This window comes from Paraburkholderia sp. Cpub6, assembly GCF_014201065.1.
In the GTDB taxonomy this organism is placed as follows: domain Bacteria; phylum Pseudomonadota; class Gammaproteobacteria; order Burkholderiales; family Burkholderiaceae; genus Paraburkholderia; species Paraburkholderia tuberum.
This window is the reverse complement of record NZ_JACHDM010000042.1, coordinates 1-25364: the sequence shown is the minus strand read 5'-3', so window position 1 is coordinate 25364 and position 25364 is coordinate 1. Positions and strand designations below refer to the sequence as shown.

Here is a 25364-nt window from a genome sequence, read left to right as displayed (position 1 = left end):
CGACACGCCGGGGCGCAATGCAGCCTCGACCAGCGCGCGCTTACCGTTCTCGTCATAGCGACGGCGCCCGTCGCGGCTTAGACGAACTACTCTTAACTCTGAGTCATTGCCAGCCATAGGTGTCCACCTCCACGTAGGTGGACACCTATGCTCCTCGCTCATGCCGCCAGCCGATAGACGTCGAAGATGGACCGCTTACCGTCAGACGCGCGATGGAGGTTTCCGGAGTCAAGAAAGTGCATGCTGTGGCTGGCGGTTTTCACTTGGCGCCGCAAAAGGAAGATTATGTCCGACAGACCGTCGCCGCACTCAAGGAAATCGACCCGGACTATGTCATTCCGATGCACTGCACTGGAGAGATGTTCATCCAGATCGTCCAGAAAGAGATGCCGGAGAAGTTCATTCGTTCGTACACTGGCAGCCGGTACGTTTTTGGCGTTTGACGAACCGCGATGAGTTGGAGATGCAACTAGAGTCAAATGCGCCAGTTCAAGTTCGATTACACCGCAACGCTATGCCGCTAACAAAATCTGGCAAGGCATGACGTGGGCGATTGTCGCCTGTCTGCTTCGGAGGAGACCCTCATCAACAGTATGGCTTACGACGATTGTGAAAAATGTCTGGAAGTGCCATTTTGTCCTTCGGTGTACACAGCCGCGACGGAAAGCTGCCTGAGCTTCGGAACACTTCAGCGTGGACTGAGTTGCGAGCGAAGAAAGGGAACGACCGTGCCGGCAACGGCGTCAGGATTATCAACGAAAGGCCAGTGACCGCTGTCCGGCAGGATCAACACTTCGGCGCGGGGAAAGACCTCGCGCTGTCGCTCGGCGAAGTCCACTGAAATATAGGGATCGTGGGCGCCCCACACCACTTGCGCTGGCAGATCCAGCGGGCGCAGTGCGTTTGCGAGGTCCTGCATGGCACTTTTCGTTTCGCGGGTGTTGCGGTATAGCCGCAGCACGGCGCGTCGAGTGCCAGCATCGAAGCTGTTAAACGCCTGATCGACATATTCCACGGGCAAGCCACGCGGGTTGCCGTGCCGAAGCAGGAGCCGCATTCCGGCACGCGTTGTCGTGGCCATGAACAGTTCGCCCAGCCAGCGCGTCTGCCAGATGCGCGCCAGATAGTGCCATCGGTAATCAAGCAGGACGCCTGTGTCGATCAATGTCACGCTTGCAACGGCGTGAGGATTTGTAGCGGCCCACGCGAGGCCCCACGGGCCGCCAAAGTCGTGCATGACGAGGTGAGCATGTCGGACATCGCACGCGGCCAGCAGCCGGCCGAGGTGGCGTGAGTAGCCAGGCACGCTGTAGTCGAAACGTTCAGGTTTGTCCGCAGCGCCGAAACCCGGCATGTCCATGGCGACGGCGCGGCCGAACTCACCCACGCTGGCCACGAGCCGGGGCCAGTCAGCAGTCGATCCCGGATTGCCATGCACGAAAACGACAGCCTCGTCGGCTCCGCGCGGCCCAGCCTCCAACAGGGGAGAGCGGATTCCGTCGACGCGGACTGATGTCTCTTTCATGCGTCTCTAGGGTGGCTGTAAATCGACGCGAACCTGCCGGTCAGACCGGCGCGTCGGGTTGCGCAGAGTGCGCGGCGGGCTGTCGCAGATCGACCCACGCCGCCCTTACCAGAGCGCCCGGGGAAAGGAATTTGGCCGGACCGATAATGCGTGCGCCAAAGGCATGCAGATGTCTTGACGCTGCAGTGTCCTTCGCGGCAGCCGAGAAAGTGAGCCGTTCGATGGCGTTGAATCCATGCCGGCGCGCATAGTCGAGAATCAGGAAGCGATGGCCGCGGAGTTGGCGTGAAACACGTTTTGTATAACGCTGCAGCGCGGGCGAAATCGGGCGCCCCTGCCGTAGCGCCGGCGTAAGCGTGTCAACCAGCCATTCCGCCGTCTGGAATGCGAAGCCGCAACCGACGCCCCACAGGGGATCGATACTCATCAGCGCATCGCCGACGAACGCGACGTTACCGACCGCAGCTGGCCGCCACAGATTCGGATAGTCCTTGACAAGCAAGGCGTTACCGACCGGCTCGGCGGCGGACAGATCGGGGGCATCGGGAAATCCGGCCATGCTGCGCTCCAGTGCCTCGCCCGGCTCGGTGCGAAAGCCGTCGAGCTTGTCCTTGGTCGCCATGTAGGCAATCACTGTGACGCCGCCATCGTTGGGAAACACGTAGCCGATCTCCGGACCGCGCAACCACATTTGCGAGCAGGTTCCGCGCCGCAGTGTGACGCCGCGGTAAGCGCGAATTGCGCCGAAGCGGCTGTTCTCCGAGAATGCGGGCTGGATGCCGGTGAGCGCCGCCAGCGGCGAGTTTCGCCCGTCCGCACCAACGATTAGCGGGGCTGAGACCACGCCCGTGCGGCTCCCACCGAGCTCGACACCACTGACGACGCCGTCCTGCTTCACCAGCGCGCGCACACCGCAGCCGAACATGGTTGTGACACCTGGGGTATGCGACGTCAGTTGCCGGAGGATCGGATCAAGGGTCCGGCGCTGAATGTTGTACCCGAAGACAGGTTCACCATTCTGGTCGAGCGGCGCGACGTCACCGGTCCAGCCATAGCGGGTCCAGATATCAACGCCATTTCGCAACCCACCGGCGTCCTCAATCAACTGGTCAAGACCCAGACGCCGCAGGGTGGGCGTGGCCGACGCCTGGATGAAATGCGTGCATAACTGCTTGAAAGCCGCGATGTCGGCGTGGTGTTCCACAAGCGCGACATGCAACCCGTCCAACGCGAACAGTCGCGCGGCGGTACAGCCAGCGAGCCCTGCACCGATGATGACGACATCAAACGCTTCCTGTTGCGTCGGTGGGGCCAGTAGTGGCGCCTCATCGCCGTCGACCGTGTTGTTGTTCACCTTTCTTCTCGCCCGAACTCATGCCCGCACAAGGGGCAAACTTCAATCAGTATAGGCGGCGCTTGTGGGATGAACTATCGACAGCCAAGAAATCTGCATCGCTGGCGAATAACAGAATTGGTCGAACTCGGTCGGTCGCGATCGTCGCAAAGCGCCCTTGGAAGCCGCCATTGGCGTGGTCTCGGGACGAACGACGGTAGTGGGTCGATCGCGGTCTTCCGCGTCGGGCAGCGATCGGCCATGAGGCGTCGTTCGACGGCCCATGGACTGAGACGCTCAGTCGACCGGTCTCTATTGGAAACAGCCATTCGGCCGCCGACTATGCAGGTCGAATCATCGGCCATCGGCGCCGCGGCCCTGTGCCTGCGCCGCGCCGGTGAGAAGCGTGCTGACAATGCAAAGCGCGAATGCTGCGATACGCCCCCTGCATTCGTTGACCGACGGTGTCTTGCTCAGTGGCATACAGACCTCCTTCCGTGATTTATTGCCGTTGACTCACGGAGTCCCGCTTCGTCAGCCCGGGTTCGGCCAAAGTTTCTGCCGCTCGAACAAATGTCGCGACGGTCCGCTTGCAAGCTGACATGTAACGGGGGCGATTCCACTGCGAGTTTCACCGTTCATCGGTCAACGATCCATTGGCAGCGCGCCCTCGTCTGCGCGTTGCGGTTTGCCAAATTGCCAGTCTGAGGCCGGGGGAGTACGCGCGACGGGCACGGGTGATCAGGGAGTCCAACGATAAACAACGATGCTGGTGCCGTTGTAGTCGTCCTTGGTCACAACATACTCGCCGTTCGAACGCAGCACCGATCTCAGCCCGTACATTGAATCCACGTCATTGCCGACGTACACGTTGCTGGGATTGCTGTTGGTGAATGTGTTGTCCAGGCTGCCCGACGTCAGATTGAAGGCATCGATGTTGGGCACGGTGTGGACGTAGCCAACGAACAGGTAGTTGCCAGCAGCGGTGAGGGACTTCGGGTTCGCACTGGTGAGCGTGATTACCGGATTGGGGGTGGTCGTGTTGCCGGCGAGCCACCCGTGGTAGACCTCTACGCGGGTTCCGATGCCGGTCCAGTCCGTGCTGCCCGTGACGCGCTGCCCGAGGATCATCGTGTCGCTTTCGGGCAGGTAGATGATGCGGCTCAGGCCACCGATCGATGCAGGAACTGGCACAGTCACGGGCGCTCCCCATGACGGCTTGCCGTTCGCATCGAACCCGGTCAGGGGCCAGTGCCAGATCTGGTTCGTCTTGTCCAGACCCGCCCACACGTCGCCCCTGCTGTCGAGGCAGAAGCCGTTGCGAACCCGCGCGGTGGCATTGAATAGCTCGCCCGGCAATGCCCCGTCCGGAACGGCGATATAGCCTTGTGCTGGGTCGAAGTGGAAGAAGTAGAAGCCGTCGGGGTTCTGGTCAGTGGCGACCAGCACTCTGTTCGTTCCTGCGCTCGCAACCATGCCGAAGTGCAGGCCGCGGCCGGGATAGGTGGTCGAGTTCAGTCGCTGGTCGTCGGGGTAGGTGAAGGGATCAACTGTATTAGCGACGAAGGACCAGTTTGCACCACCCGTACCACGGTAGACGTTGACGCCACTGTAGAAAGTTCCAGCATCTGCTTCTGGATCAGGCGCTCCAATGGCTTCAAAATTGAGTGCCAGCAACCTGTACTTAAGTGCTCCAGTCGAGCCGTACGCATAGATGTCCGTGCCTCCTGTTCGTCCAAGGTCCCAACTGCCGCCCCAGGGCTGGGAGAGGATGTAGGTGTTGCCCGCAGAGTCTCGCCCAATGCCATCGATTCGAGCGAAGCGCAGGCTACCTACCTGGCCTTTAGTTCCAGTGGTTGTGTCGAGGTACCCGCCCTTGATGCCGAAGGTTGAGACCTGCGTGTAAGTGCGCGTGTCGTATATCTTGACCTGTTGGTCTGGCCCGGCGTCGCCGATCCAGAGGTACTGAGTAGTCGGGTCAAAGTAGAGGGCGTGGGGCTGGACGCCTGCGGCGAGGGTGACTGTGCCGAGGGGCTGGCCGGAGAGGTTGAAGCGCTGGAGCGTGCCTTCGGTCTCTTGCGCGATGATCAGGTTGCCGTTGCGGTCGAAGGCAATTGCGCCTGGATCAGTCACGGCGATGTCAAGAATCCATGTGCCGTCGGTTTTGTAGAGGCGGACGCGGTTGCCTGGATGATCTGATGCGGCCCAGTATTGACCCCACGTCGCGATGCCGGTGATGACGTCCGCGCGCCGCTCGGTGGTGTCAGCGCTGACCTGAATCTGTTGGTCGTTCGCACCGGTCGCGCGGATGTAGCGGAAGACCATCCCGTTCGCGAAGACGCCGTTGACACGGCCGAATTGGCGGGGGGCCCACACGTACGTCGCATTGCCGGTAATCGCCGAGCCCTGCGGCTCGCCGTGCGCGCCGATGCTGCCCGCATTAGCACCGTTCTTGTAGATCGCAATGCCGCCTTCGTTCTCGTCCCACATGGAAGCAGTGTAGATGGTGCCTTCTGGCGCGATCCACATCGAACGCGCGGCGTTACCTACGTGAGTGGCGTTAGTCCCAAACGTATTCGCTATCCAGTCAGTCGTGTACTGCCCTTGACATTCCGATGCAATCGTAGCGCTCAGCATTGCCGCAAGGAATGCGGCACAGATTCGTTTCACGACGTCCCCCCATTTGCAGCACGTGCGACGGCCGCCATCAGGAGACCGGATGGCTTTTCCACTGAGGCGGCTGGCAAGTAAGGCCGGCGCAATCAAATCGGCGGGCCGTACAGGCCGGCACGTTCCGCGCCGGTTGTGTCTGTCGAGGGACGTGCTTCTGAAAAATAGTGCTCTGGGCACGAAGCCCGAAGACGAAACCGAGCAGAAGTGTGCGATTGCATACATTGGCATCTTCATGGCGTTGTCACATTGGCGGGCTATGCCGCACCTGGCCATGCATGTCAACGAACGACCGCTCCACCTTGGAAGCCGCCGTTGAGATCGGCTACGCTGAAGGGCCGAAGTGGGTCGGCTGCGGAAGTTCGGGATGTGATAGTACCGAGGACGGGCCGCGACGGCGGTTCGCTGCGGGCCGCTGCAACCAGTTCGACCGGCAGGAGAAGAGATTCACCGAGAGAGCGGATTTGGGTTCACCGTCGCAACGGTCTTCCAGCCAGACCACCATTTCACTTGCGTTCGTCTTTACTCGACGATGCCGACCAGATCGTCAATCTCCTTCTCGATACGCATCTGAGCCTCTTGTGCAGCGGCATCGAGTGTGTTCGCAACGAGCGGGAGCATCAGCCCTGAACCCTTGAATTCAGCTTCGAAATGCACCCACGCTGCGTAAGCGCAAACACCGGAAGCCTTTTGCACGAGGTTGATCGTTATGTCGTATGTCCGTCGCTTGCCGTACTTGCGGGTGTACTGAAATCGGCTTAACAGTGGTTTGTACATCACGTTTCCGTGGCTGCTTCTGAATTGACCGATTGCAGGAGTCGCGGTGAAGGCAGTCGTTCACTGCTTTAGGGATGTCTGCCGGATCCTGCGATGCGGCGTTAGCTATTTGCTGCCTGGTTCAAAGTCGATGATCTGCCGAACGGCGAGCGAGGTATCGGTACGCCATCCACAAACGCGCAAGCACAGCGCACAGCAAACTCGTATGCACAGGTCTGGCTTGCAAACTGACCAAGATCACCCAATGAGGCAGATTCGCCGTCCTCCTTCAAGATGCAAGCACTGGCCACGAACGTGTTGCCGTACCTTATCGTTGACGCTTGAATCGCTGCGCCATGGTGAAATAGAACCATTGAATGCTCTCCAATCGTCGATCATGAAAGCGTATTGTAATGTTATCATTTGCGCGCGTGGAGACTGTTACCATTCCACATAAAGCGCTTAAGTGTGACGACAGGAGATGCGGGCGCTCGCTGCGCCCCGCCAATAGAGCGCATCTTGTCGATGCCTATCGAGCAGGAGACCGCATATCGGCCGCCGAGTCCGGGGCTGGATCGCTGGCGCTGGATGGCCATGAAGGGCCCTTTGCCCTTCGCCGGGCGTCGCGCGGACATTCGAAACGCAGATCCCTCCAGGAGCCAGCCGTAGAGCGGACTTTGGATCGAAGGGCAGTTCAAGGTCGAGTTCTGCCCGAGGCGGACCGATCAAGGGCGGCCTACTTTCCCGATTCAACGTCGGACCGGGATCGGCCATGAAGGGTCATTCTGAGGTTGACCCGGTTCGACGGATAGATTTGCAGTTGAGTCTAATGCGGTGTGGCACCTCCCGATAAGGTTGAATCGCGGGTTGTCCACGGCCGGGCGGCGGGTCGCCTGTCACGACCACGACGCTGCCCGGCGGTGGACAACCCGCGCGGCGATAAGCTTTGATCTTGCGCATGCAGGTTTTCAAACTCGAGCGGCGAACAGTAGCCGATGCTGCTGTGCAGGCGGCGTATGTTGTACCAGCTCTCGAGAAACGAGAACAGACGCCGCCGTGCCTGTTCGTGGGTCGCGAAGTGTTCGCGACAGAGCAGTTCGGCTTCGAGTGTGCCGAAGAACGACTCGCACATCGCGTTGTCATAGGCATCGCCAGCCGTGCCCATCGACGGCTGTACGCCTGCTTCGCGGCAGCGCCGTCCGAAGGCAATGGATGTGTATTGAGAGCCTGGATCGGAATGTAGAATTACACCTTCATGGCGTCGTTGCTGCAACGCCATGTCCAGGGCGCGTAGCATCAGTTCGGTGTACAGATGGTTGGACGTCGCCCAGCCGATGATGCGACGGCTGAACACATCCAGCACGACCGCCAGATAGAGGAATCCTTCGCCCGTGGGTACATAGGTCGCATCTGCGACCCACAGCACGTTTGTCGCGTCGGCACTGAAGTGCCGACGCACCAGATCAGGCGCACGCCGGGCGCCTGCACGTGGCCGCGTGGTGCGCGGCCAGCGCCGCCGGCTTGCCCCGCACAGACCCGCCATACGCATCAGGCGCGCCACCCGCTTGCGCCCCACGTGTACGCCTTCGCGCGCGAGCTGCGCATGGATACGCGGTGCCCCATACGTGCCCCGCGAGCTCGCATGTAGCGTGCGGATGCGCGCGAGCAGTTGTGCATCGCTACGTGTGTGCATCGCGGGCTCTCGCACCAGCCACGTGTAATAGCCGCTCGTCGAGACGCCGAGCAGCCGTGCCATCATCGCAATGGGCCAGCGGGCCCGGTTCGCTTTCATGAATCCGTACCGCTCTTCGGTGGAATGGATCCCGTCTCCCTCGCGAACCAGGCTGCCGCGTGAGAGAGTATGTCGCGCTCCATCTTCAGTTGCCGGACTTCACGACGCAACCGTGTGAGCTCCTGCCGTTCGGCTGTGGTCAGACCGTCATGCCGCACGCCTGTATCGCGATCAGCCTGCGCTACCCAGTTGTAGATGGTCTGTGCAGTCGGCTCGAACTCCTTTTCCAGTTCCTCCGGCCTGCGCCCGGCCTTCACCAGCTCGACCATTTGCGCCCGAAATTCCGCCGGGTACGGGGTACGATGCTTGCCCATAATCGGCACCTCCTTCTCCAAAGGATAGATGTCCGTTTTTCTGGGTCAACTTCATTCGCCTGCACCGTCGCCCGGACATTCAGACGTCGGTTCCACCCGGGAACCGGCCGTTCAGTTGACAATGGTCAGGCGTTGCTTATCGGCCTGAGCCGTCATTCGAGCATCGGTGCCGGTCAGACGGGTATGGGGCGCTTTCCTGTCATTCACAGGTCGGTGGTCGCGAATGACTCGTCCCGCGGAAAGCGAACGAGTACTTGCGACCCACTTCTGCCCCTCCGACGGTATCTCAACGGGAGCTTTAGCTGGCGGAGCAGACAGTCGGAAAAGTCGTTCGGAGGGAGGCACGAGCGATGCGCTGGCGTGGGCGCTACACTCATATCTGTACTCCGACTGCGATGACGATGGAGACGGCGAGGACCCACAGCTCGATGGCGGTGAAGCGGGGGTATTCAATCTTTTTCATCGTCTTCCTCTCCTTATGCCCCGCAGCCCGAACTTCATTGGGCATTCCTGGCCGGCAAGTACCTGCTCTGGCCGTCGTCGATGTGCAACAAATCAACGGCTTGTACCTCAGCCGACGTTGAAACCTCGGCCCGAGGTCGAGGTCGAGGTCGAGGTCGAGGTCGAGGTCGAGGTCGAGGTCGACGCGCCGTACCTGGCCGGGGTCTGCGCCTGTCTACCGGTGGCAGGCGCTTTCCGCCACTCGGTGACCGCTCGGTAAAAAGAAGCCGGCGGAAGCCGGCTTCGAAGGAGGTTCCGTTTTTCCCAGGGGTGGGGAGGTAGGAACCTGAGGAGACTCATTGTGTCAACGCGTTGGCCGGGTGATGTCCTACAACACTTCACAAGCGTCCAAACTAAGCCCTGCCGATTCGATCCTCGCCTCCTAAATAACAATCGCACCGTCCATGGAACCATGATATGCGGATGGTCCCAAGACGGCCATTCTACGAACGGTTGCCGCAGTCGTACGTGAGCGTCGGACTCTTATACTCGTGTATATCGTCGAGACGATGAAGCGGGCCGGGCGTCGAACAAACATATCGCAGTACAACAAGACGGAGCCTGCCTGCCCGAGCGGCGGGTACTGCGGGGTAGCAGACGTCGGAACGTCCGCGCGAAGGTGCCGACCAACGTCCGTAGCTGGCCGCTCGCTGCCTGATGCATCTGGGACGCATCTCGATCCGTTCCTGACGTTCGAGTCCAACACACCTCGACGACCGCTATTGATGACAAAGCTACATTGGCTTGCGGGAAACTCTGCTGCGAAGTTTGCAAGGAAACGGAATTGTGTCATGGCCCACGCTGATTTTTTCGCACGCATCCGCGCGATCCGCTGCAATCATTCTATCATTTTAGGATACCTAATAAAACGAGGGCCTCCGAGTCTCAGGCTGAGCGCAGACTCGCTCAGTCCTCCAATGAAAACGGTGAGCCGCCAGTGTTTTCCTCGAACCAATGAAACGGGTTGTGTCGCGATAAGGATGGCAAGGCCCTGCAGTGCTGCGATGGTAAGAACTGCTTATAACACTAGAGAATAGAATTGCTCGGCAACCGTCCGTTGGATGACCGCGTCTTTCATCTGCCCTTTCCTGATCATATGCATGACTTCGATGCCTGACAGGATGACGCGGGCGCAGCGAAAATTCTTGAAACCCATCATCGGCTTGATGACACGTTTGATTGCGCGATGGTCCTGTTCGACAATGTTGTTCAGATACTTGATCTGCCGGATCTTGATGGGTGTTTGCCGTTCGGCATTGATGGCTTGCAGGGCGGCCAGATTGGCGCCGCTTTGATCCACGGTGATGGTCTGCGGCTCGCCGTTCTGGTCGATGGCCTTCTCGAAATAGCGACGCGCGGCAGCCTTGTCGCGATGGGCTCGAAGCAGGAAATCGACGGTATTGCCGGCCTTGTCCACCGCGCGGTACAGGTACTTCCACTGGCCGCCCGCCTTGATATAGGTTTCGTCCATCCTCCAGCTCTTGCCAATCGGTCGTTTGTGCTGGCGAAACGCTTTATCGAATAACGGTACGAGCTTGATGACCCAGCGGTGTACGGTCGAATGGTCCATCTCGAAACCGCGTTCCGCCATCAATTCCTCGAGGTTTCGCAGGCTCAGCGAGTATGCCAAGTACCACCGCACGCACAGCAGGATCACATCGAGCGGATAGTGCAGTCGCTTCAGCACCTTGGCGATGCCGGGGGACAGCGTCTTGCGCGGCGTCTTCGTCGTCTTGGCCATCGTGGTCGTCAGCAATTTCCGTCCGCCGGATTTTACCTCAATGCCTTGTTGCGACAGAGCCGTCGGGCGTGTACCCGCAGCTATCCCCGAGGCGCCGGCGTTCGACGTCTTTGCGGCAGGCGTTGCACGATGCTGCCCAGCTCAGCTGTCAGCATCGAGTAGCTGTTTCCGGGCGTGTCAAATCCACCGCGCGGCTGGCCACCTTGTCCTGCGCTAGTTGCGGGCGCTGCGCCGACGTCATCGGGTCGCGCGTGGCCTTGGGCTCCTGGTCGATGTCCGCTGTCAGTTCACGCTAAGCCGGCAAAGGAACCTGGTGGGGGCCAGGAGGGTGCCAGGAACGCGATCTTCTGCTCGCCCACCGCTGACATATAATTCGAATGTTGGTTATTTAGGATTTATATGATGGCGGATGAGCGACACATGGAGACCGCGCGGCCGGAGCTGCCAGCCGAGCGCGGCGTTGCACAATATCAGCGACTGGCGTCCCTGCTGCGGCACCGAATTGCGAAGGGCGAGTACCCGCTCGGCACGCAGTTGCCGCCGATCACGCAGCTCGCGGACGACGTGGGCGTCGCCGTCGTCACCGTCCGGCAAGCATACGAGCTGCTTTCCAAGGAAGGGCTGATCCGCAGCCAGCGGGGCGTGGGGACCCACGTTGCAGCGCTGCCCGCCGCCACGGGCGACCTCGAACAGGTGATCAACAACCCCTTCGCCGCGCCGCAGCCGCTTGCCTTCGAGATACTCGAAGTCGGGCGCCGCGCCTTGCTGCCGCAGGAGCTGCTCGGGCCGGATGACCGGTCGGCCGAGGAATACGTGTGCGTCCGCAAGCTGCACACCTATTTCGGCGAGCCCTTCTGCTACGCCGAAATCTATGTGCCCGCGCCGGTTTTCGAATCGCTGCCCAAGGACATCGCCATGAAGCGGAAGCTGCTTGCCGCGGTGCTCGACGAACTGGGCGGGCGCTGCAAACGCTTGCGGCAACGCGTGACCGTGATACCCGCGGATTTTCCTCTATGCGACATGCTGAAGATCCCGTTTGCCTCGCCCGTCGCGAAGATGTCGCGGCGCCTGGTTGACGGCAAAGGTAACGTGCTCTACGCCGGTGTTACCTGGTATCGGGGCGACCGCTACGTCTCCGAGATCGACCTCCCCGCATCCGCCCTGAAAACCGTGCCCGGGATCACCGAGCCCCAGCGGCGGGCTGTCGGGTAAGCCCGTACTTGACGTCATTTTGCGCATGCCTAAACTACTAACATTAGTCATTTAGGTTTAACTCTCTCCGAAGCTGAGTCCTCACTGGAGCTCGATGCGCATGCGGAACCTTCTCGTCCTCCTGGCTGCCCCCGTACCCGCGCTGCAAGCGATGGCGGCGGCCCCTTATCCGGCCAAGCCCATCAGGATCATCGTTCCTTTTCCGGTCGGAAGCGGAACGGATGCCGCGGCGCGCCTGCCCGACCAATCGCTGCCCGCCAGGAAGCCACAGCCCGTCATCGTGGAAAACCGTCCCGCCGCCTCCGGCTTCATGGCGGCGCAGGCCGCCGCCCCGGCGGTCAAGATCGCATGGAGCCAGCCCGAATGAAGCCCGTACCTACCGTGGTCAGGGCGGCCGATCTTGCCGCCTACGCGCCGGCGAACCACACCGGCACCTCTAACGTGCGCGTGATCGGCCCCGAGACTGTCGGTGCGACGGCGCTCGAAGTGCTGGTCGGCACGATCATGAAATCGCACGGCGCGCGGCCGCACGCGCATCCCCACCTGGAGCAATGCGCCTACATGATCGAGGGAACCGGCGAGTCGGGGGCGGAGGGCCGCGTGGAAGCGATGGAGCCCGGAACCTGGGCCTACGTGCCGGCAGGCGTGTTCCATTCGTTTCGCGTGACCAGCGACCAGCCCGGGCGTGTGCTGGTCGTCTATACGCCGCCTTATGGCGAGAACCCGGCGCACACGATCACGGAACCTGACGGCGCTGCCGCCGCGCCTGCTCACGGCAAGGTGCGCGTGCTTGCCGCCGGCGACGCCGCCACCGGCACGGTTCCCCTCATCGACCGCGAGACCGCTGACGCGCGCTGGGTCGACATTGCGGCGCTGCGCATGCCTGCCGGCAGCGCATCGGTCTGCACCTCGGAGCCTGACGCCGAGCAGGTTCTCTACGTCGAAGACGGACGGATCGACGCACGTGTCGACGGGCAGGACTTCGGTCTCGCCCCGGGCGACTTCCTGTTTCTTCCGCGCGGGGCCGCTGCCTCCCTGCGCTGCTTGCTGGAGCAGCCTGCGTCCGGCTTCCTTATCAAAGGGCGGCTTCCATCGACTGCTTTACATCCACTAGCAACCGGAGACAACGCATGAACGCAAGAATTCTCGCGCAGCCCACCACGTCCACCGGCGTCCCGCTGCCGCTGCCCGCTCTGCCACAGGACAAGCTCCTGACCGTCAACATCGAGCAGATCCCGCTGATCAGGGATGTCTTTCCGGGCATCCACATCAAGCCGCTGCGCCTTGACCTGGAGCGCGGCGAGTGGGTCTTCATGGCCATCCTGGAACCCGGTTGCTCGCTGCCGATTCACTACCACACCGGTACGGCGCAGGTGTGGACGATCCAGGGCTGCTGGGCGTATCGCGAGTACCCCGAGCAGCGGCAAACGGCAGGCTCCTACCTGTACGAGCCCGCCGGCTCGGTGCACACCTTCTACACCCCCGAGGACAACACCGAGGACACCATCACCATCGCCTGGATCGAAGGCGCGCAAGTGAGCTTCAACGAGGACGGCACGTTCCACTCGCTCAATGACGCGGTCTCGATCCGGTACGCGATCGAGGCCCTCGCGGCAGCGCGCGACATCGGACCGGTGCCCTACATCCGCGGCAATGGCGCCGACGTAGCCGGTTCCTGACCGGAAAGAGGAGCACGGACAGAATGAGCAACGACTCGAACCAGGGTGGGCCGCTGGCCGGCCTGCGCATCATCGACATCACCGAAGTCGTCATGGGACCTTCGGCCACGCAGATGCTGGCCGACCTGGGGGCCGACGTGATCAAGGTGGAGCCGCCCGGCGGCGACATGCTGCGCGCCGTCGGACCGGGCGGGCGCTCGGGCGCCGGCCCGCTGTTCCTCAACCTGAACCGCAACAAGCGCAGCGTCATGCTGGACCTGAAGCGCCCTGCCGGCAAGGAAGCGTTGCTGAAGCTGGCGAAGACGGCCGACGCGCTGGTCTACAATGTGCGGCCGCAGGCGATGCAGCGCCTCGGGCTGGATTACGAGGCGCTGCGCCTGGTGAACCCGCGCATCGTCTACGTCGGCACCTTCGGCTTCAGCCAGCGCGGCCGCTATGCGCACTCGCGCGCCTTCGACGACCTGATCCAGGCGGCCGTCGCGATCCCCGAGGCCAGCGTGCGGGCCGGTTCCGACGTGCCGCGCTATGCCCCGCTCAATCTCTCGGACCGGGCCACGGGCCTGTACGCGTTCGGCGTGATCTGCGCGGCCCTGCTCGCGCGCGAGCGCACGGGTTGCGGGCAGGCGGTGGACGTGCCGATGTTCGAGACCACTGCGCAGATGATGCTGGGTGATCATCTGTACGGCCACACGTTCATCCCGCCGCGCGGCGGCTTCGGCTATCCGCGGCTGCTCAACCCGCAGCGGCGGCCGTACGCAACGCAGGACGGCCTGGTGTGCCTCGTCGTCTACACCGACGAACAGTGGCAGGCCTTCATGCGCGTGGTCGGCGAGGCCGAGCGGTTCAACAGCGACCCGCGGTTTGCCGACGGCGAATCGCGCACCCAGCATGTCGAGGCGCTGTACGAGATCCTCGCCGACAAGCTGAAAGCGCAGACCACGCAGCAATGGCGCGAGCTGCTGGAGCCGCTCGGCATCCCGGTGTTGCCGGTGCATACCTTCGAGTCGCTGATGGACGATCCGCACCTGCAGGACATCGGGTTCTTCCAGCAGTTCGAGCATCCCACCGAGGGCGTGCTGCGAACCATGGCGGTGCCGAGCGAATGGCCGCAAACGGCACTGCCGCCGCTGCGCCCGCCGCCGCTGCTGGGTGAGCACAGCGCACAAGTGCTGGCCGAGGCCGGCTACTCGCCGCATCAGATCCGCGAGATGGCGCAGGCGGGCGTGACGCAAGTGGCGGCGTGCAGCGAGTCAACGGGAGTCGAAGCATGAGCGATGTCGTGCACGCCAGCCGGCAGGACGGGCGGCTGATTCTCACCATCGACCGTCCGGAGCGCCGGAACGCGCTCAACGCGGAAGTGATCGGCGCCTTGCAGGAAGCGCTGGATCGCGCAAGGTCTGACGAGACGATTCGCGCGGTGGTGCTCACCGGTGCGGGCGACGAAGCGTTCTGCGCCGGCGCCGACCTGGGCGGGGATGCCTTCGCGTTCGACTATTCCACGCCGACCAGCGCCTACGCCGACCTGCTGCGCACGGCCCGCACGCTGAACGTGCCGCTCGTCGCGCGGGTCAACGGCGCCTGCATGGCCGGCGGCATGGGCCTGCTCGCGATGTGCGATCTCGCCATCACGGCCCGGCACGCGAGCTTCGGCCTGCCCGAGGTGAAGGTGGGCGTGTTCCCGATGCAGGTGCTCGCCGTGCTGCAGGCCCAGCTGCCGCTGCGCTGCCTCGCGCAGCTGTGCCTGACGGGCGAGCCCATCGACGCGGCGCGGGCACGCGAGATCGGTCTGGTGAACGAGGTGGCTGACGACCTCGACGCTGCGCTCGAGCGCCTGCTGTCGCGGCTGCTCGCCAACTCACCTACCGCGCTGCGGCGCGGCATGTATGCGATGAAGGCGATGCGCTCGATGTCCTTCGAAGAGGCGATCGCCTTCGGCGAAGGGCAGATCGGCCTGCTGGCCCTGACCCAGGACGCGCGCGAGGGCCTGGCCGCATTCAAGGAAAAAAGGAAACCGCAATGGACGGGCAACTGACATCCGCGACGCCGGGCAAGGTCGTGCGCATCGGCGGCGCCTCGGGCTTCTGGGGCGACAGCAGCGTCGGGCCGCTGCAGCTGGTGCGCTGCGGCGCCATCGATTACCTCGTGTTCGACTATCTCGCCGAGCTCACCATGTCGATCCTCGCGGGCGCGCGCATGAAGCGGCCGGAGGAAGGCTACGCCATCGACTTCGTCACGGTGGCGCTGCGCTCGGTGCTGAAGCAGGCCGTCGAGCAGGGCATCCGCATCGTCAGCAACGCCGGCGGCGTGAACCCGAGGGGATGCGCCGCGGCGGTGCGGGCGCTGGCCGACGAACTCGGCGTACCGGTGCGGGTCGCGATCGTCGAAGGCGACGACGTGCTCCCGTTTGCCGCCGCGATGCGAGCGGCCGGCACGGTCGAAATGTCCAGCGGCGAACCGATGCCGGAGCGGCTGGTGACGGCCAATGCCTATCTCGGCGCACTGCCCATCGCACGGGCCCTGGCCGCGGGTGCCGACATCGTCATCACCGGCCGCTGCGTCGACAGTGCCGTCACCCTCGGCGTGCTGATGCACGAGTTCGGCTGGGCGGCCGACGACTTCGACCGGCTAGCCGCCGGCAGCCTGGCCGGCCACATCATCGAATGCGGCTGCCAGGCGACAGGCGGCCTGCACACCGACTGGGCCAGCGTGCCGGACTGGGCGAACATCGGCTATCCGATCGTCGAGTGCCGCGAAGACGGCAGCTTTGTGGTTACCAAGCCCGCGGACACCGGCGGCCTCGTCACACCCGCAACCGTCGGGGAGCAACTGCTGTACGAGATAGGCGATCCGGCCAACTATCTGCTGCCGGACGTGACCTGCGACTTCCGCCAGGTGCGCATGGAGCAGGCCGGGCCGCATCGCGTGCTCGTGACCGGCGCGCGCGGCCGCCCGCCAACCGGCACCTACAAGGTCAGCGCCACCGCGCCGGCGGGCTTCAAGGTGTCCGGGCAGCTCACCATCGTCGGGATCGACGCCACAGCGAAGGCCAAGCGCACGGGCGAGGCGCTGCTCGAGCGCGGCCGCCGGCTGCTGCACGAGAGCGGGTTCGCGGATTTCCTGGCCACCCATATCGAGCTGCTCGGCACGGAATCAGCCTACGGGCCGCATGCTCGCCCCTTGCCGACGCGCGAAGTTGTGTTGCGACTGACGGTGAGGCATGCCGACCGGCGCGCACTGGAGATGTTCAGCCGCGAGTTAGCCGCACCCGGCACGTCCTGGTCGCCCGGCACGACCGGTGCCGGTGGCCGTCCCTCGGTGTCGCCGGTGCTGCGGCAGTTCGCCTGGCTCATTCCGAAGGCGCAGGTGACGCCGACGGTCACGCTCGGCGAGACGACATTCGCCGTGACGTTGCCGCCACCGCAAGCGCAGGTCGTGCCCGGACCGCTGGCGCCCATCGAGGGTGCGCTGCCCGCGGGCCCACGCCAGACCGTGCCGCTCGTGAGAATCGCGCTCGGACGCAGCGGCGACAAGGGCGACACCTCCAACATCGGCCTCATCGCGCGGCATCCGGCCCTGCTGCCGGTGCTGCAAGACCAGGTGACGCCAGAACGCGTCGCGGAGTACCTCCGCCATCTGGTGCAGGGGCCGGTCCACCGTTACGAGCTGCCCGGCATCCATGCCATCAACCTCGTCTGCGAGCGGGCGCTGGGCGGCGGCGGCATGGCGTCGCTGCGCAACGACCCGCTCGGCAAGGGCATGGCGCAGATGCTGCTCGACATGCCGGTCGACGTCCCCGCAGACCTGCTGCAGGAGCGCCCCGCATGAATTTCGACTTCTCCGACGACCAGCTTGCAATCCGCGACGCCGTCGAGGCCCGCTGCGCCGACTTCGGCGCCGATTACTGGCTTGAGCGGGACCGCGATGGACGCTGGCCCAGCGAGTTCTGTGACGCCGTCGCTCGCGGCGGGTGGTTCGGCGTGACCATGCCCAAGGAACACGGCGGCGCCGGCCTCGGCATCTCCGCGGCCGCGATGGTGATGCGCACGATCGGCAAGCTCGGCTCGGCGGCGGTGTCGTCGGTACATCTGAACCTGTTCGGCCCGCAGCCGGTGGTCGTGTTCGGCAGCGAGGCGCAAAAGCGGCGCATGCTGCCGCCGTTGATCGACGGTTCGGATCGCGCCTGCTTCGGCGTGACCGAGCCCAGCGTCGGTTCCGACACCACACGCGTCGGAACCTTCGCCCGCCGCGCGGGCGACCGCTACATCGTCCACGGCCAGAAGGTCTGGACCTCGACCGCGCAGCACGCCAACAAGATCCTGCTGGTGGCCCGCACGACGGCGATCGAGGCATGCGCGCGGCCGATGGACGGCGTCACGCTGTTCTACACCGACCTCGACCGTTCGCATGTCCGCATCAGCGAGATCGACAAGATGGCGCGCAAGGCAGTGGACTCGAACGAACTGTTCATCGACGGGCTGGAGATCCCCGTCGAGGATCGCATCGGCGACGAAGGCCAGGGCTTCAGGTACCTGCTGCACGGCCTGAATCCGGAGCGAATCCTCGTCGCGGCTGCGGCGCTCGGCGCCGCTGAGACCGCGCTGGCGCGGGCAACCGACTACGCCAGGGAACGCGTCGTGTTCGGCCGGCCGATCGGCAAGAACCAGGCGATCCAGCATCCGCTGGCGGAATGCTGGATGCGCCTGCAATCGGCCGAACTGCTGATGTGGAAGGCGGCGGCGCTCTACGAAGCCGGCAAGCCCTGCGGTGTCGAGGCTACGGCGGCCAAGTACCTGGCGGCGGAGGCCAGTTTCGAGACGTCGTTGCGTGCGGTGCGCACGCACGGCGGCTACGGCTACGCGACGGAGTACCACGTCGAGCGGGGCCTGCGCGAAAGCGTGCTGTCGCTGCTCGCACCGGTGACACAGGAGCTCGCGTTGTGCTACGTCGCCGAGCAGGCGCTCGGGCTGCCGAAGTCGTACTGACCCGCGCAGCGCGAGACAAACCGCATCCAGGGCGTGGCAACGGCACGTCCGACGACACCAACCAGATCAATCAGCAACGGTCGATAAACCCGGGCCTGGAGACTGCGAAATGAGGATGAACGTTGCGGGAGGACAGTTTCATGAGGAGGTTTGAGGGTAAGGTCGTAATCGTCGTCGGCGCCGCCGGTCAAGACAACATGGGGCAGTGCATTGCCCGACACTTCGCCGGCGAAGGCGCCAGCGTGATTGTGGCTGGACGACGCGCGGAGCCGTTGGATCACCTGGCAAGCGAAATCGGAGGCGCCAGCCGGCTTTGCGATTTCACGCGCAAGGAAGACGTCGGAGCCCTCGTCGCCTTCGCGCACGAGCGCTACGGCCACGTCGATGTCGGCATCAACGCCACGGGCTGGGGACTTCTCCGGCCGTTCGAAGAGACGAGTGAGGATGAACTGCAGGCGATGATGGATCTCCAGTTCAAGGGGCCCTTTCAGTTCATGCAGGTGCTCGTGAAAGCGATGAGGCAAAATCCGACGCCGGGGGACTCGATCATCATGATCTCGCCCGCGACCGCGACGATCATGCTTGAGAACCACGCCGCCTATATGGGCACCAAGGCTGGCACCGACCACGTCGTGCGCTGTGTGGCCAACGACTTTGGCCATCTCGGAATTCGCGCTAATTCGATCTCTCCTGGCGTCACTCGCACGCCGATGTCGGGTGACGCCCTGGACATCCCAGAAATATTGGGGCCTTCGAGGCCGGCTATCCGCTCCGACGTATTGGCACTGTGGACGACGTCGCCGAAGCGGCTTTGTGGTTGGCAAGCGACGTGTGCTTCATGACGGGACAGAACCTGCAGGTCAATGGCGGCCTGACGCTACGCCGCAATCCGACAGTGACGGAAATGGGCGCCGCCTATGCCCGGGTTATCGCGGACCTGTCCGCATAACGGAATCAATGGGGCAGACACGATTGAATAATCGTCCGCCGCCGAACGTGTCGTGCGTGGGGAGGCCGTGGCGCAGCTGGAGGATGCCGCGCCATGACAAATAGGTGCATCGGTTCTGGGGCTCATCCGGGCGATGCAGCTTTCCTGGTTCTCAAATCAAGTAAATCAAAGGAAATGGCGTGAGCATCTTCACAGTGATATCGCCTGAATTCAAGGATCAGGAACGGCTGCAACTGGTGCATGAGTTCGATGGCTTCGACGGGACCGGCCAGAACCGTTCGCCCGCGCTGCAATGGCACGGCGCGCCGGCAGGCACCAGGAGCTTCGCCCTGACGCTATACGACCCGGACGCACCCACGGGCAGCGGCTTCTGGCACTGGATCCTGTTCGATATCGATTCGTCCGTCGCCCAGCTCGCCGCAGGCGCAGGCTCCGCCGACGCCACTGACCTGGGCGCCAGCGGCACTCAGGCCACCAACGACTATGGCGCCACCGGCTACGGCGGTCCCTGCCCGCCCAAGGGCCTGCCGGCGCACCGCTATATCTTCACCGTGCACGCGTTGGGTGTGCAGAAGCTGGAGCCGCCGGCCAACGCGCCCAACGCGGTGGTGCGCTTCTTGATCTACCAGAACACGCTCGCCACGGCCACCCTGACCGGTCTCTACAACCGCTGAGGGTGCGCCTTGCTGCGACTGTTTGAACCGCTCGCCAGCCCCTAGGCCAGGCGCGACGCGGGCGGGCGGCGTTCCTGGTGCTGGTGGTGGGACCGCTGGTGGATTCAATGGGGGCAGACACGATTGAATAATCCGACGCATTACAGCTACCCCCAACTTTGGAGACTGCAAATTGAGAACGAACATAGCCAAAAGCATCCTGATATTGCCGATGCTGACGTTGCTGGTGTTGCTCACGACGCCTCTCACCACGAACGCCTGGGAGCGCGGCCAGGTCGAGCGCTTTGCCACGTTGCCGCCGGGTGAGGCGCATCCCGAGGGGATCACCATCGACCGTCAGGGGAACGTCTACGTCGCCACAGTGGCGGCGAACAAACCTGAGACGAGTGAGGGAACGCTCATTGTGTTCGACCCGCATGGCAAGCACCCTCGGACTGTTCAAGTCAAAGGCACAAGCAGGCTATTGCTTGATCTTGGTTTCAATCCACAGACCGGCAAGTTGCTTGTGGTCGATTACCAGGCCGCGAAGGTCTGGGTCGTCGATCCCAACACGGGTGCCGCATCCGTTTTCATGACGGTCACGGGTAATCATCCCGGCCTCGACGGGATGACGTTCGACGCTGCCGGCAACGTGTACGTGACCGACTCTCACCAGGGCATCATCTGGAAGACTGGACCAGGCGGCGGCGAAGCATTGGCGTGGGTCAAAAGCCCACTGCTCAGTCCGGCAAGGCCAGCACCGCGCATCGGCGCGAATGGTCTGGCGTTCAACAACGAGCGGACAGCATTGTTCGTCGCCAACACAGCGAACGACACGATTGTCAAGATACCGGTGACCGGGGCGACGCTTGAACCTGGCACGCCTGAGGTCTTCGTCAATCGCGTCGGCGGCGGACCTGACGGCCTGATCATTGACGAGCACGATAACATCTGGACCGCGTGCAACCAGTCCAACGAGATTCTCGTACTCGAACCGACGCAGGGGCGAGTGATTGCAAAGCTCGGCGATTTCGGCGGAATCGATCGCGAGGGGGCGCCCATAGGCTTTCTCTGGTCGAATAGCCTCGTATTCCGCGGGGATGAGGTTCTTGTCACCAACCTTTCGCTCGATTTTGGCGCAGTCGTTTCGCAGTCTGAACGGACAATCGATGGACCGTGGGCTCAGCAGGTGAAGGTCCACACGATCTCGAAAATCAAGAAGCGGATACCGGGCATCTATTAGAAGTGACCGGATGCGCTCGAAAGTCCATGCCCACACGGCGACTGGGCCCGCGCCATACGATGCCCGGTCCTTTTAGCGCAGATTCTCGATCGATCCCAGAAGTCGCTCTTCGCTCCGAGGCCGCGCGACTTCCCGGCACGTCCCAGGGTGGGTGCGATCCCAGCCTCGCCCTCGAACTGCGGTAAGCGCGCGCGAGTTCCTCGTCATTCGGGCACATGAAGCGCAGGTGTGAATTGGACTAACCAGATTGCTTGCATGGAGATGGGCCGCCAGGTATGGATTCCATCGTCGGGTCGATGCGGGCCATAAAGCGCTGGCGTGCGATGGCGATTTTACAGATATGTAGTACTAAATATTTCGGCACATCGAACATGTAATCGAAATGAAGATGCCTGGTGGCTAGGACGACCACTGGGGGCGAGGAGATATTGATGAAGCAAGCGCCGATAGGAGACAGCATGCGTGCGATCAGTCGGGGAATTTGCGGTGCTACGTTGGTTCTTGCCGCAGGCCATGCAGTAGCGCAGTCGAGTGTGACGTTGTATGGGGTGGTCGACGTTTTTGGTCAGTATCTGAACAACGATGGAACTCATTCGTTTTCCGAAAGAAGTGGCGGCTCCACAGCGTCCCTTTTGGGGTTCAAGGGAAGTGAGGACCTCGGCCGCGGGTTGACGGCCGAATTCGCCCTCGAGAGCGGCTTCAACGTGAACAACGGGACGTTCTTCGCGGACAGCAATGCGCTCTTCTATCGTCAGGCGTGGGTCGGGTTGAGTCACGCCGACTTCGGTTCGCTGACCTTCGGTCGTCAGTATCAACCGAGCTTCAAGGTCGTCTACCCTGTCGACCCCTTTCGCATCAACGAAGTGATTTCGCCGCTCGCCGCGGCCGTCCTCGCAATTGACCGAAACACCTTGTCGACGCAGTACGCCACCGGACGCACCAGCAATTCGATCAACTATCAATCGCCGAATCTGGGCGGTTTCACGTTCAACGCGATGTACGCGTTCGCCGCTACGGTCACGCAGCCTTTGCCGTCCACGTCGGGGAATTTTCTCGATGTATCGGCAACCTATTCTAACTATGGCCTGTTTGCTGGTTTCGGATACCAGTATCAGCATGCCGGACAGTTGAGCTTTCCCGGACTTCCTGGCCGCCTGGATCTGGTTGGAACGGCTCACTACACGGGAGCATTGGCTTACCGGTTCGGTATCGTGAACCTGCAGTTCGCCTATCTGTACGTGCAACCCAAAGACGCCGCAGCGGGTTCACTCGCGGCCCGTCTTGGTACGGTCCATTCCGTCAGCATTGTCGAAGTGGGGGCGACGATTCAGGCGACGTCGCAGGATGCCATCCAGATCGCCGTAATTGAACGTAATGTGCGTGGTTCACACGACAACACGCCCGGAATAGAAGTGGGCGCGGAACATAGCCTTTCGAAGCGCACGTTCGTGTACATGCGGGCCGGCTATATGAAGAACAATGGAGGCGCGACGACGAGCTGGCCCGGTATCGCCGTGACCGAACCCAACGCGTCGCAGACGCTGGTGCTCATGGGCGTGACGCACCGGTTTTAGCCGACATATGTTCGCGTACCGGCGACCAATCTGCTCGGGGAAGAGGGCAGTGATTTTTAGTTGGCTCAGCCGCGCCTGGTACCTGGGCGCATCACCACTGCATGCGCGCGATTGACGCGGCCGATCTTGCGCTCGAACTTATGATCGAGCGTGCGCAGTCGCGCCGGACATTCGGCAAAGCACTGCATGAGCATGGCACGATCGGAGAATGGATCGCCAAGTCACGCGCCGAAATCGACCAGGTCACGGTGCTTGTGCTGGCGGTCGATCACATCGACGGCAACGCGGTGGCTCGCAAGCTCTGCGAGGTCGGATTCGTGGCGGATGCGCGCGTCAAGCAACTGTTCAAATAGCGCAACCTCCGCACTGCGTGGATTTTCCGCTCGTGTCAGTGTGGAGGCGATGGTAGTCGTTGCGACTCCCGGATTGGCAAAATGCCCATTAAATTCAAATTATCGAAACGAGCGTTCGAATTTGCTCGCGGCTGCGCGGTGCGCGGGAGTGTTGGAATGGTCGTCGGGTATCGGCGGCGCCGCTCGCACATCGCGCTGAGCCGACACTCGAACGGCTGGTCCACTCCGAAAACTGCCCGATACCCAATGCGAACATCTCGGCCATTCCCGACATTCAAGCCTCATGGTTCATGAGGCAGCTTCAGGTCACCTTCCTGCCAATCGGATCCCTATAACCGCGAATGTCACGTTCACTTCCAGCGGATGCGTACTCTCAACTAGTTGCAGTCGTTCGACCCCAGGTGACCACAGCGCCGGCTTACGGGGCAGTTAATAAGGACCATTTGGAGTCGTATGCGAGTCGCGACGCGCAGCGGAGGCTGCGCGCTTGGCTTGACCGCGACAGTTTGTGGAACCCCGTGCGCGGAAGCGGGACCTCGATTGTCCGAGGTGGTCACCTGGAGGTTGCACTGCGCGAGCAACCCGCTGCCTTCCGGCGTCGGCGTCACGCCGTTGACGGTTTCCATCGGCGTGCCCGCAAAGGCGATCTCCGGGACGAGACAATGATGCGTTCCCGCAAACGCCGACCAAATGTGAGTTCCGTTGACAGGGTGTTGGGATCTCATTGTGATGTTCCTCCCTTCCAGAACGCGATGTATGCTCTTCCATATGTCGCGCCACCGGCCCGGTCGCGTAACGCAAGAATCAGACCCTCAACGAGGCGAAGCAGGCGATGACGACTCTGAAAGGTTTGCGCGATCGCGCGATGCTGTCGACGCTGCTGCGGCGCCGCCCGAGAGCGCGCCACATTAACTTACCCCTCGGCGTTCCATGCCTGGGCGTGCACGGCAAGGATGCTAAGGCGGCTACGGCACGCCAATCTGCGGGGCGACGTTTATCCGAGCCTCATCGCGTGTGCCATGAAAGTACAGATACTTCAATGGATTCCGCGTGTCCAGCCTCCGTGCGAATGCAGCGCCAAACGGCCAAAACTGCCTCGATCCCGTCGACCCGAAGTCAGGGGCACGCGCATACTGCGGCGCTTGAGGCACGAATTTCGACGCTCGGAGAATGCCTGTGTTCAAGTTAGCTATCAAGCGGTGCCGCGCACAAACGTAGCGCGTAATCGATTGTTTTTCTCTGAGGTATTGAGGAGGGAAGCGGCCATGAAAATCCTATGGGTCGATGACCACGAAATTCTCTGCGTTGCTCTTTCCGAATATGTCCAAACACACGCATCGGAGTTGAGCGTAGTCCCAATCGAAGTCACACCCGTATTCACGCTTGCCAGCGCGCTTGAAGAAATGAGCAAGGCACCTCCCCCAGACCTTGTATTCCTGGATCTCAATCTGGACGGTGAGAACCGTGGCGCGACGACGCTGGAACATTTCCAGGCCGGCAATCCATCCAGTGTTCCCGTGGTCGTCTGCACGGGACTCGCTCCGGGAAACGATGATGAAGTTGAAATCTTGCGAATGTGCATGCGTGACCACGCTGCTCGAGGAATCATTTTGAAGGGAGGCGCACACAAAAAAATGTTCATTGGACTGAGCAGGATTTTAGGAGGTGAACTCTGGATTCCGGAAGAAGTCTTGATGCGCTTTGCCTGCCCGACGCAAGCGCCTTCAGCTATCCGGAATCAGCATCATCTTGGACTCTCTCCACGAGAGTGGGACGTGGCGCGTTGCATTGCAGGTGGCCTGTCAGGAAAACAGATCGCAAGAGAGCTTAACGTCACCGAGGGACATGTCAGACAGGTTTCCTGTGTCATTTACGACAAGCTTCAAGTCAGAAACCGCGTTGAAGCTGCACTAAAAGTCAATGCCGAGATGGGCGGCGGAAGTGGGCCAGCTAAGGGACTGTCGTGAAGATCTCTGCTACACCACGCCTTACGTGTAAGCACCTCGCGACGGCCGTCCGCAACGCGGCGCCCGCGTGAGGCATGATCGGGAATCGGGTTACGTGTCAGCAGACGCCGATGGGCCAGA

General features: G+C 62.4%; 18 protein-coding genes and 3 pseudogenes. 15 read left to right on the top strand and 6 right to left on the bottom strand.

Going from position 1 to position 25364, the window contains the following annotated elements; genetic code table 11:
- The first annotated feature begins 137 nt into the window (after positions 1–137).
- Positions 138–443 carry a hypothetical protein gene (locus HDG33_RS34900; protein ID WP_184040395.1) on the top strand — a complete coding sequence of 102 codons (306 nt, stop codon included), beginning with the start codon at positions 138–140 and terminating at the stop codon, positions 441–443.
- A 245-nt stretch (positions 444–688) separates the two neighbouring features.
- Here the strand turns inward: HDG33_RS34900 and HDG33_RS34895 are convergent, their stop codons facing one another.
- From HDG33_RS34895 to HDG33_RS34870, 6 genes and pseudogenes are all read right to left on the bottom strand, one after another.
- Positions 689–1525 carry an alpha/beta fold hydrolase gene (locus tag HDG33_RS34895; RefSeq protein WP_184040392.1) on the bottom strand — a complete coding sequence of 279 codons (837 nt, stop codon included), beginning with the start codon at positions 1523–1525 and terminating at the stop codon, positions 689–691.
- A 40-nt stretch (positions 1526–1565) separates the two neighbouring features.
- On the bottom strand, positions 1566–2879 hold the full coding sequence (locus HDG33_RS34890) for an NAD(P)/FAD-dependent oxidoreductase (protein ID WP_184040389.1): 1314 nt from the start codon (positions 2877–2879) through the stop codon (positions 1566–1568).
- A 720-nt stretch (positions 2880–3599) separates the two neighbouring features.
- Positions 3600–5495 carry an SMP-30/gluconolaconase/LRE-like region family protein gene (locus HDG33_RS34885; protein WP_184040410.1) on the bottom strand — a complete coding sequence of 632 codons (1896 nt, stop codon included), beginning with the start codon at positions 5493–5495 and terminating at the stop codon, positions 3600–3602.
- 555 nt (positions 5496–6050) lie between these two features.
- Positions 6051–6305, bottom strand: coding sequence for a hypothetical protein (locus HDG33_RS34880; RefSeq protein WP_184040386.1), 255 nt, complete (start codon positions 6303–6305; stop codon positions 6051–6053).
- Between the two features lie 937 nt (positions 6306–7242).
- Positions 7243–8390, bottom strand: a pseudogene (locus tag HDG33_RS34875) (IS3 family transposase); the annotation flags it as partial.
- Between the two features lie 1519 nt (positions 8391–9909).
- The gene (locus tag HDG33_RS34870; protein ID WP_184040407.1) at positions 9910–10632 is read right to left on the bottom strand and encodes an IS6 family transposase; all 723 of its coding nucleotides are present in this window, start codon (positions 10630–10632) and stop codon (positions 9910–9912) included.
- Between the two features lie 420 nt (positions 10633–11052).
- Between HDG33_RS34870 and HDG33_RS34865 the strand changes: the two genes are divergently transcribed.
- From HDG33_RS34865 to HDG33_RS34800, 14 genes and pseudogenes are all read left to right on the top strand, one after another.
- On the top strand, positions 11053–11844 hold the full coding sequence (locus HDG33_RS34865; RefSeq protein ID WP_260330693.1) for a GntR family transcriptional regulator: 792 nt from the start codon (positions 11053–11055) through the stop codon (positions 11842–11844).
- Between the two features lie 100 nt (positions 11845–11944).
- Entirely contained in the window at positions 11945–12211 is a 267-nt protein-coding gene (locus tag HDG33_RS34860; protein ID WP_184040383.1) for a hypothetical protein, read from the top strand.
- Positions 12208–12978: a cupin domain-containing protein gene (locus tag HDG33_RS34855; RefSeq protein WP_184040380.1), complete on the top strand. Its 771-nt coding sequence runs from the start codon at positions 12208–12210 to the stop codon at positions 12976–12978. Before HDG33_RS34860 ends, HDG33_RS34855 begins: the two co-directional genes overlap by 4 nt.
- Positions 12975–13523 carry a 2,4'-dihydroxyacetophenone dioxygenase family protein gene (locus HDG33_RS34850; RefSeq protein ID WP_184040377.1) on the top strand — a complete coding sequence of 183 codons (549 nt, stop codon included), beginning with the start codon at positions 12975–12977 and terminating at the stop codon, positions 13521–13523. The genes HDG33_RS34855 and HDG33_RS34850 overlap by 4 nt, the downstream gene beginning before the upstream one ends.
- A 23-nt stretch (positions 13524–13546) precedes the next feature.
- The gene (locus tag HDG33_RS34845; protein ID WP_184040374.1) at positions 13547–14794 is read left to right on the top strand and encodes a CaiB/BaiF CoA-transferase family protein; all 1248 of its coding nucleotides are present in this window, start codon (positions 13547–13549) and stop codon (positions 14792–14794) included.
- Positions 14791–15555, top strand: a complete 765-nt coding sequence (locus tag HDG33_RS34840; RefSeq protein ID WP_184040371.1) for an enoyl-CoA hydratase-related protein — start codon at positions 14791–14793, stop codon at positions 15553–15555. Before HDG33_RS34845 ends, HDG33_RS34840 begins: the two co-directional genes overlap by 4 nt.
- Positions 15540–17348, top strand: coding sequence for an acyclic terpene utilization AtuA family protein (locus HDG33_RS34835; protein ID WP_184040368.1), 1809 nt, complete (start codon positions 15540–15542; stop codon positions 17346–17348). Before HDG33_RS34840 ends, HDG33_RS34835 begins: the two co-directional genes overlap by 16 nt.
- Complete coding sequence (locus HDG33_RS34830; RefSeq protein WP_184040365.1) at positions 17345–18505, top strand: acyl-CoA dehydrogenase family protein; 1161 nt, start codon at positions 17345–17347, stop codon at positions 18503–18505. The genes HDG33_RS34835 and HDG33_RS34830 overlap by 4 nt, the downstream gene beginning before the upstream one ends.
- A 140-nt stretch (positions 18506–18645) precedes the next feature.
- A pseudogene (locus HDG33_RS34825) lies at positions 18646–19322 on the top strand (SDR family NAD(P)-dependent oxidoreductase); the annotation flags it as partial.
- A gap of 311 nt (positions 19323–19633) precedes the next feature.
- Complete coding sequence (locus tag HDG33_RS34820) at positions 19634–20128, top strand: YbhB/YbcL family Raf kinase inhibitor-like protein (RefSeq protein WP_184040362.1); 495 nt, start codon at positions 19634–19636, stop codon at positions 20126–20128.
- Between the two features lie 172 nt (positions 20129–20300).
- Positions 20301–21350 carry an SMP-30/gluconolactonase/LRE family protein gene (locus tag HDG33_RS34815; RefSeq protein WP_260330692.1) on the top strand — a complete coding sequence of 350 codons (1050 nt, stop codon included), beginning with the start codon at positions 20301–20303 and terminating at the stop codon, positions 21348–21350.
- 458 nt (positions 21351–21808) lie between these two features.
- Positions 21809–22924 carry a porin gene (locus tag HDG33_RS34810; RefSeq protein WP_184040398.1) on the top strand — a complete coding sequence of 372 codons (1116 nt, stop codon included), beginning with the start codon at positions 21809–21811 and terminating at the stop codon, positions 22922–22924.
- 9 nt (positions 22925–22933) lie between these two features.
- Positions 22934–23226, top strand: a pseudogene (locus HDG33_RS34805) (acyl-CoA dehydrogenase family protein); the annotation flags it as partial.
- A gap of 1316 nt (positions 23227–24542) precedes the next feature.
- Complete coding sequence (locus HDG33_RS34800; protein ID WP_184040360.1) at positions 24543–25244, top strand: response regulator transcription factor; 702 nt, start codon at positions 24543–24545, stop codon at positions 25242–25244.
- Positions 25245–25364: the final 120 nt, after the last annotated feature.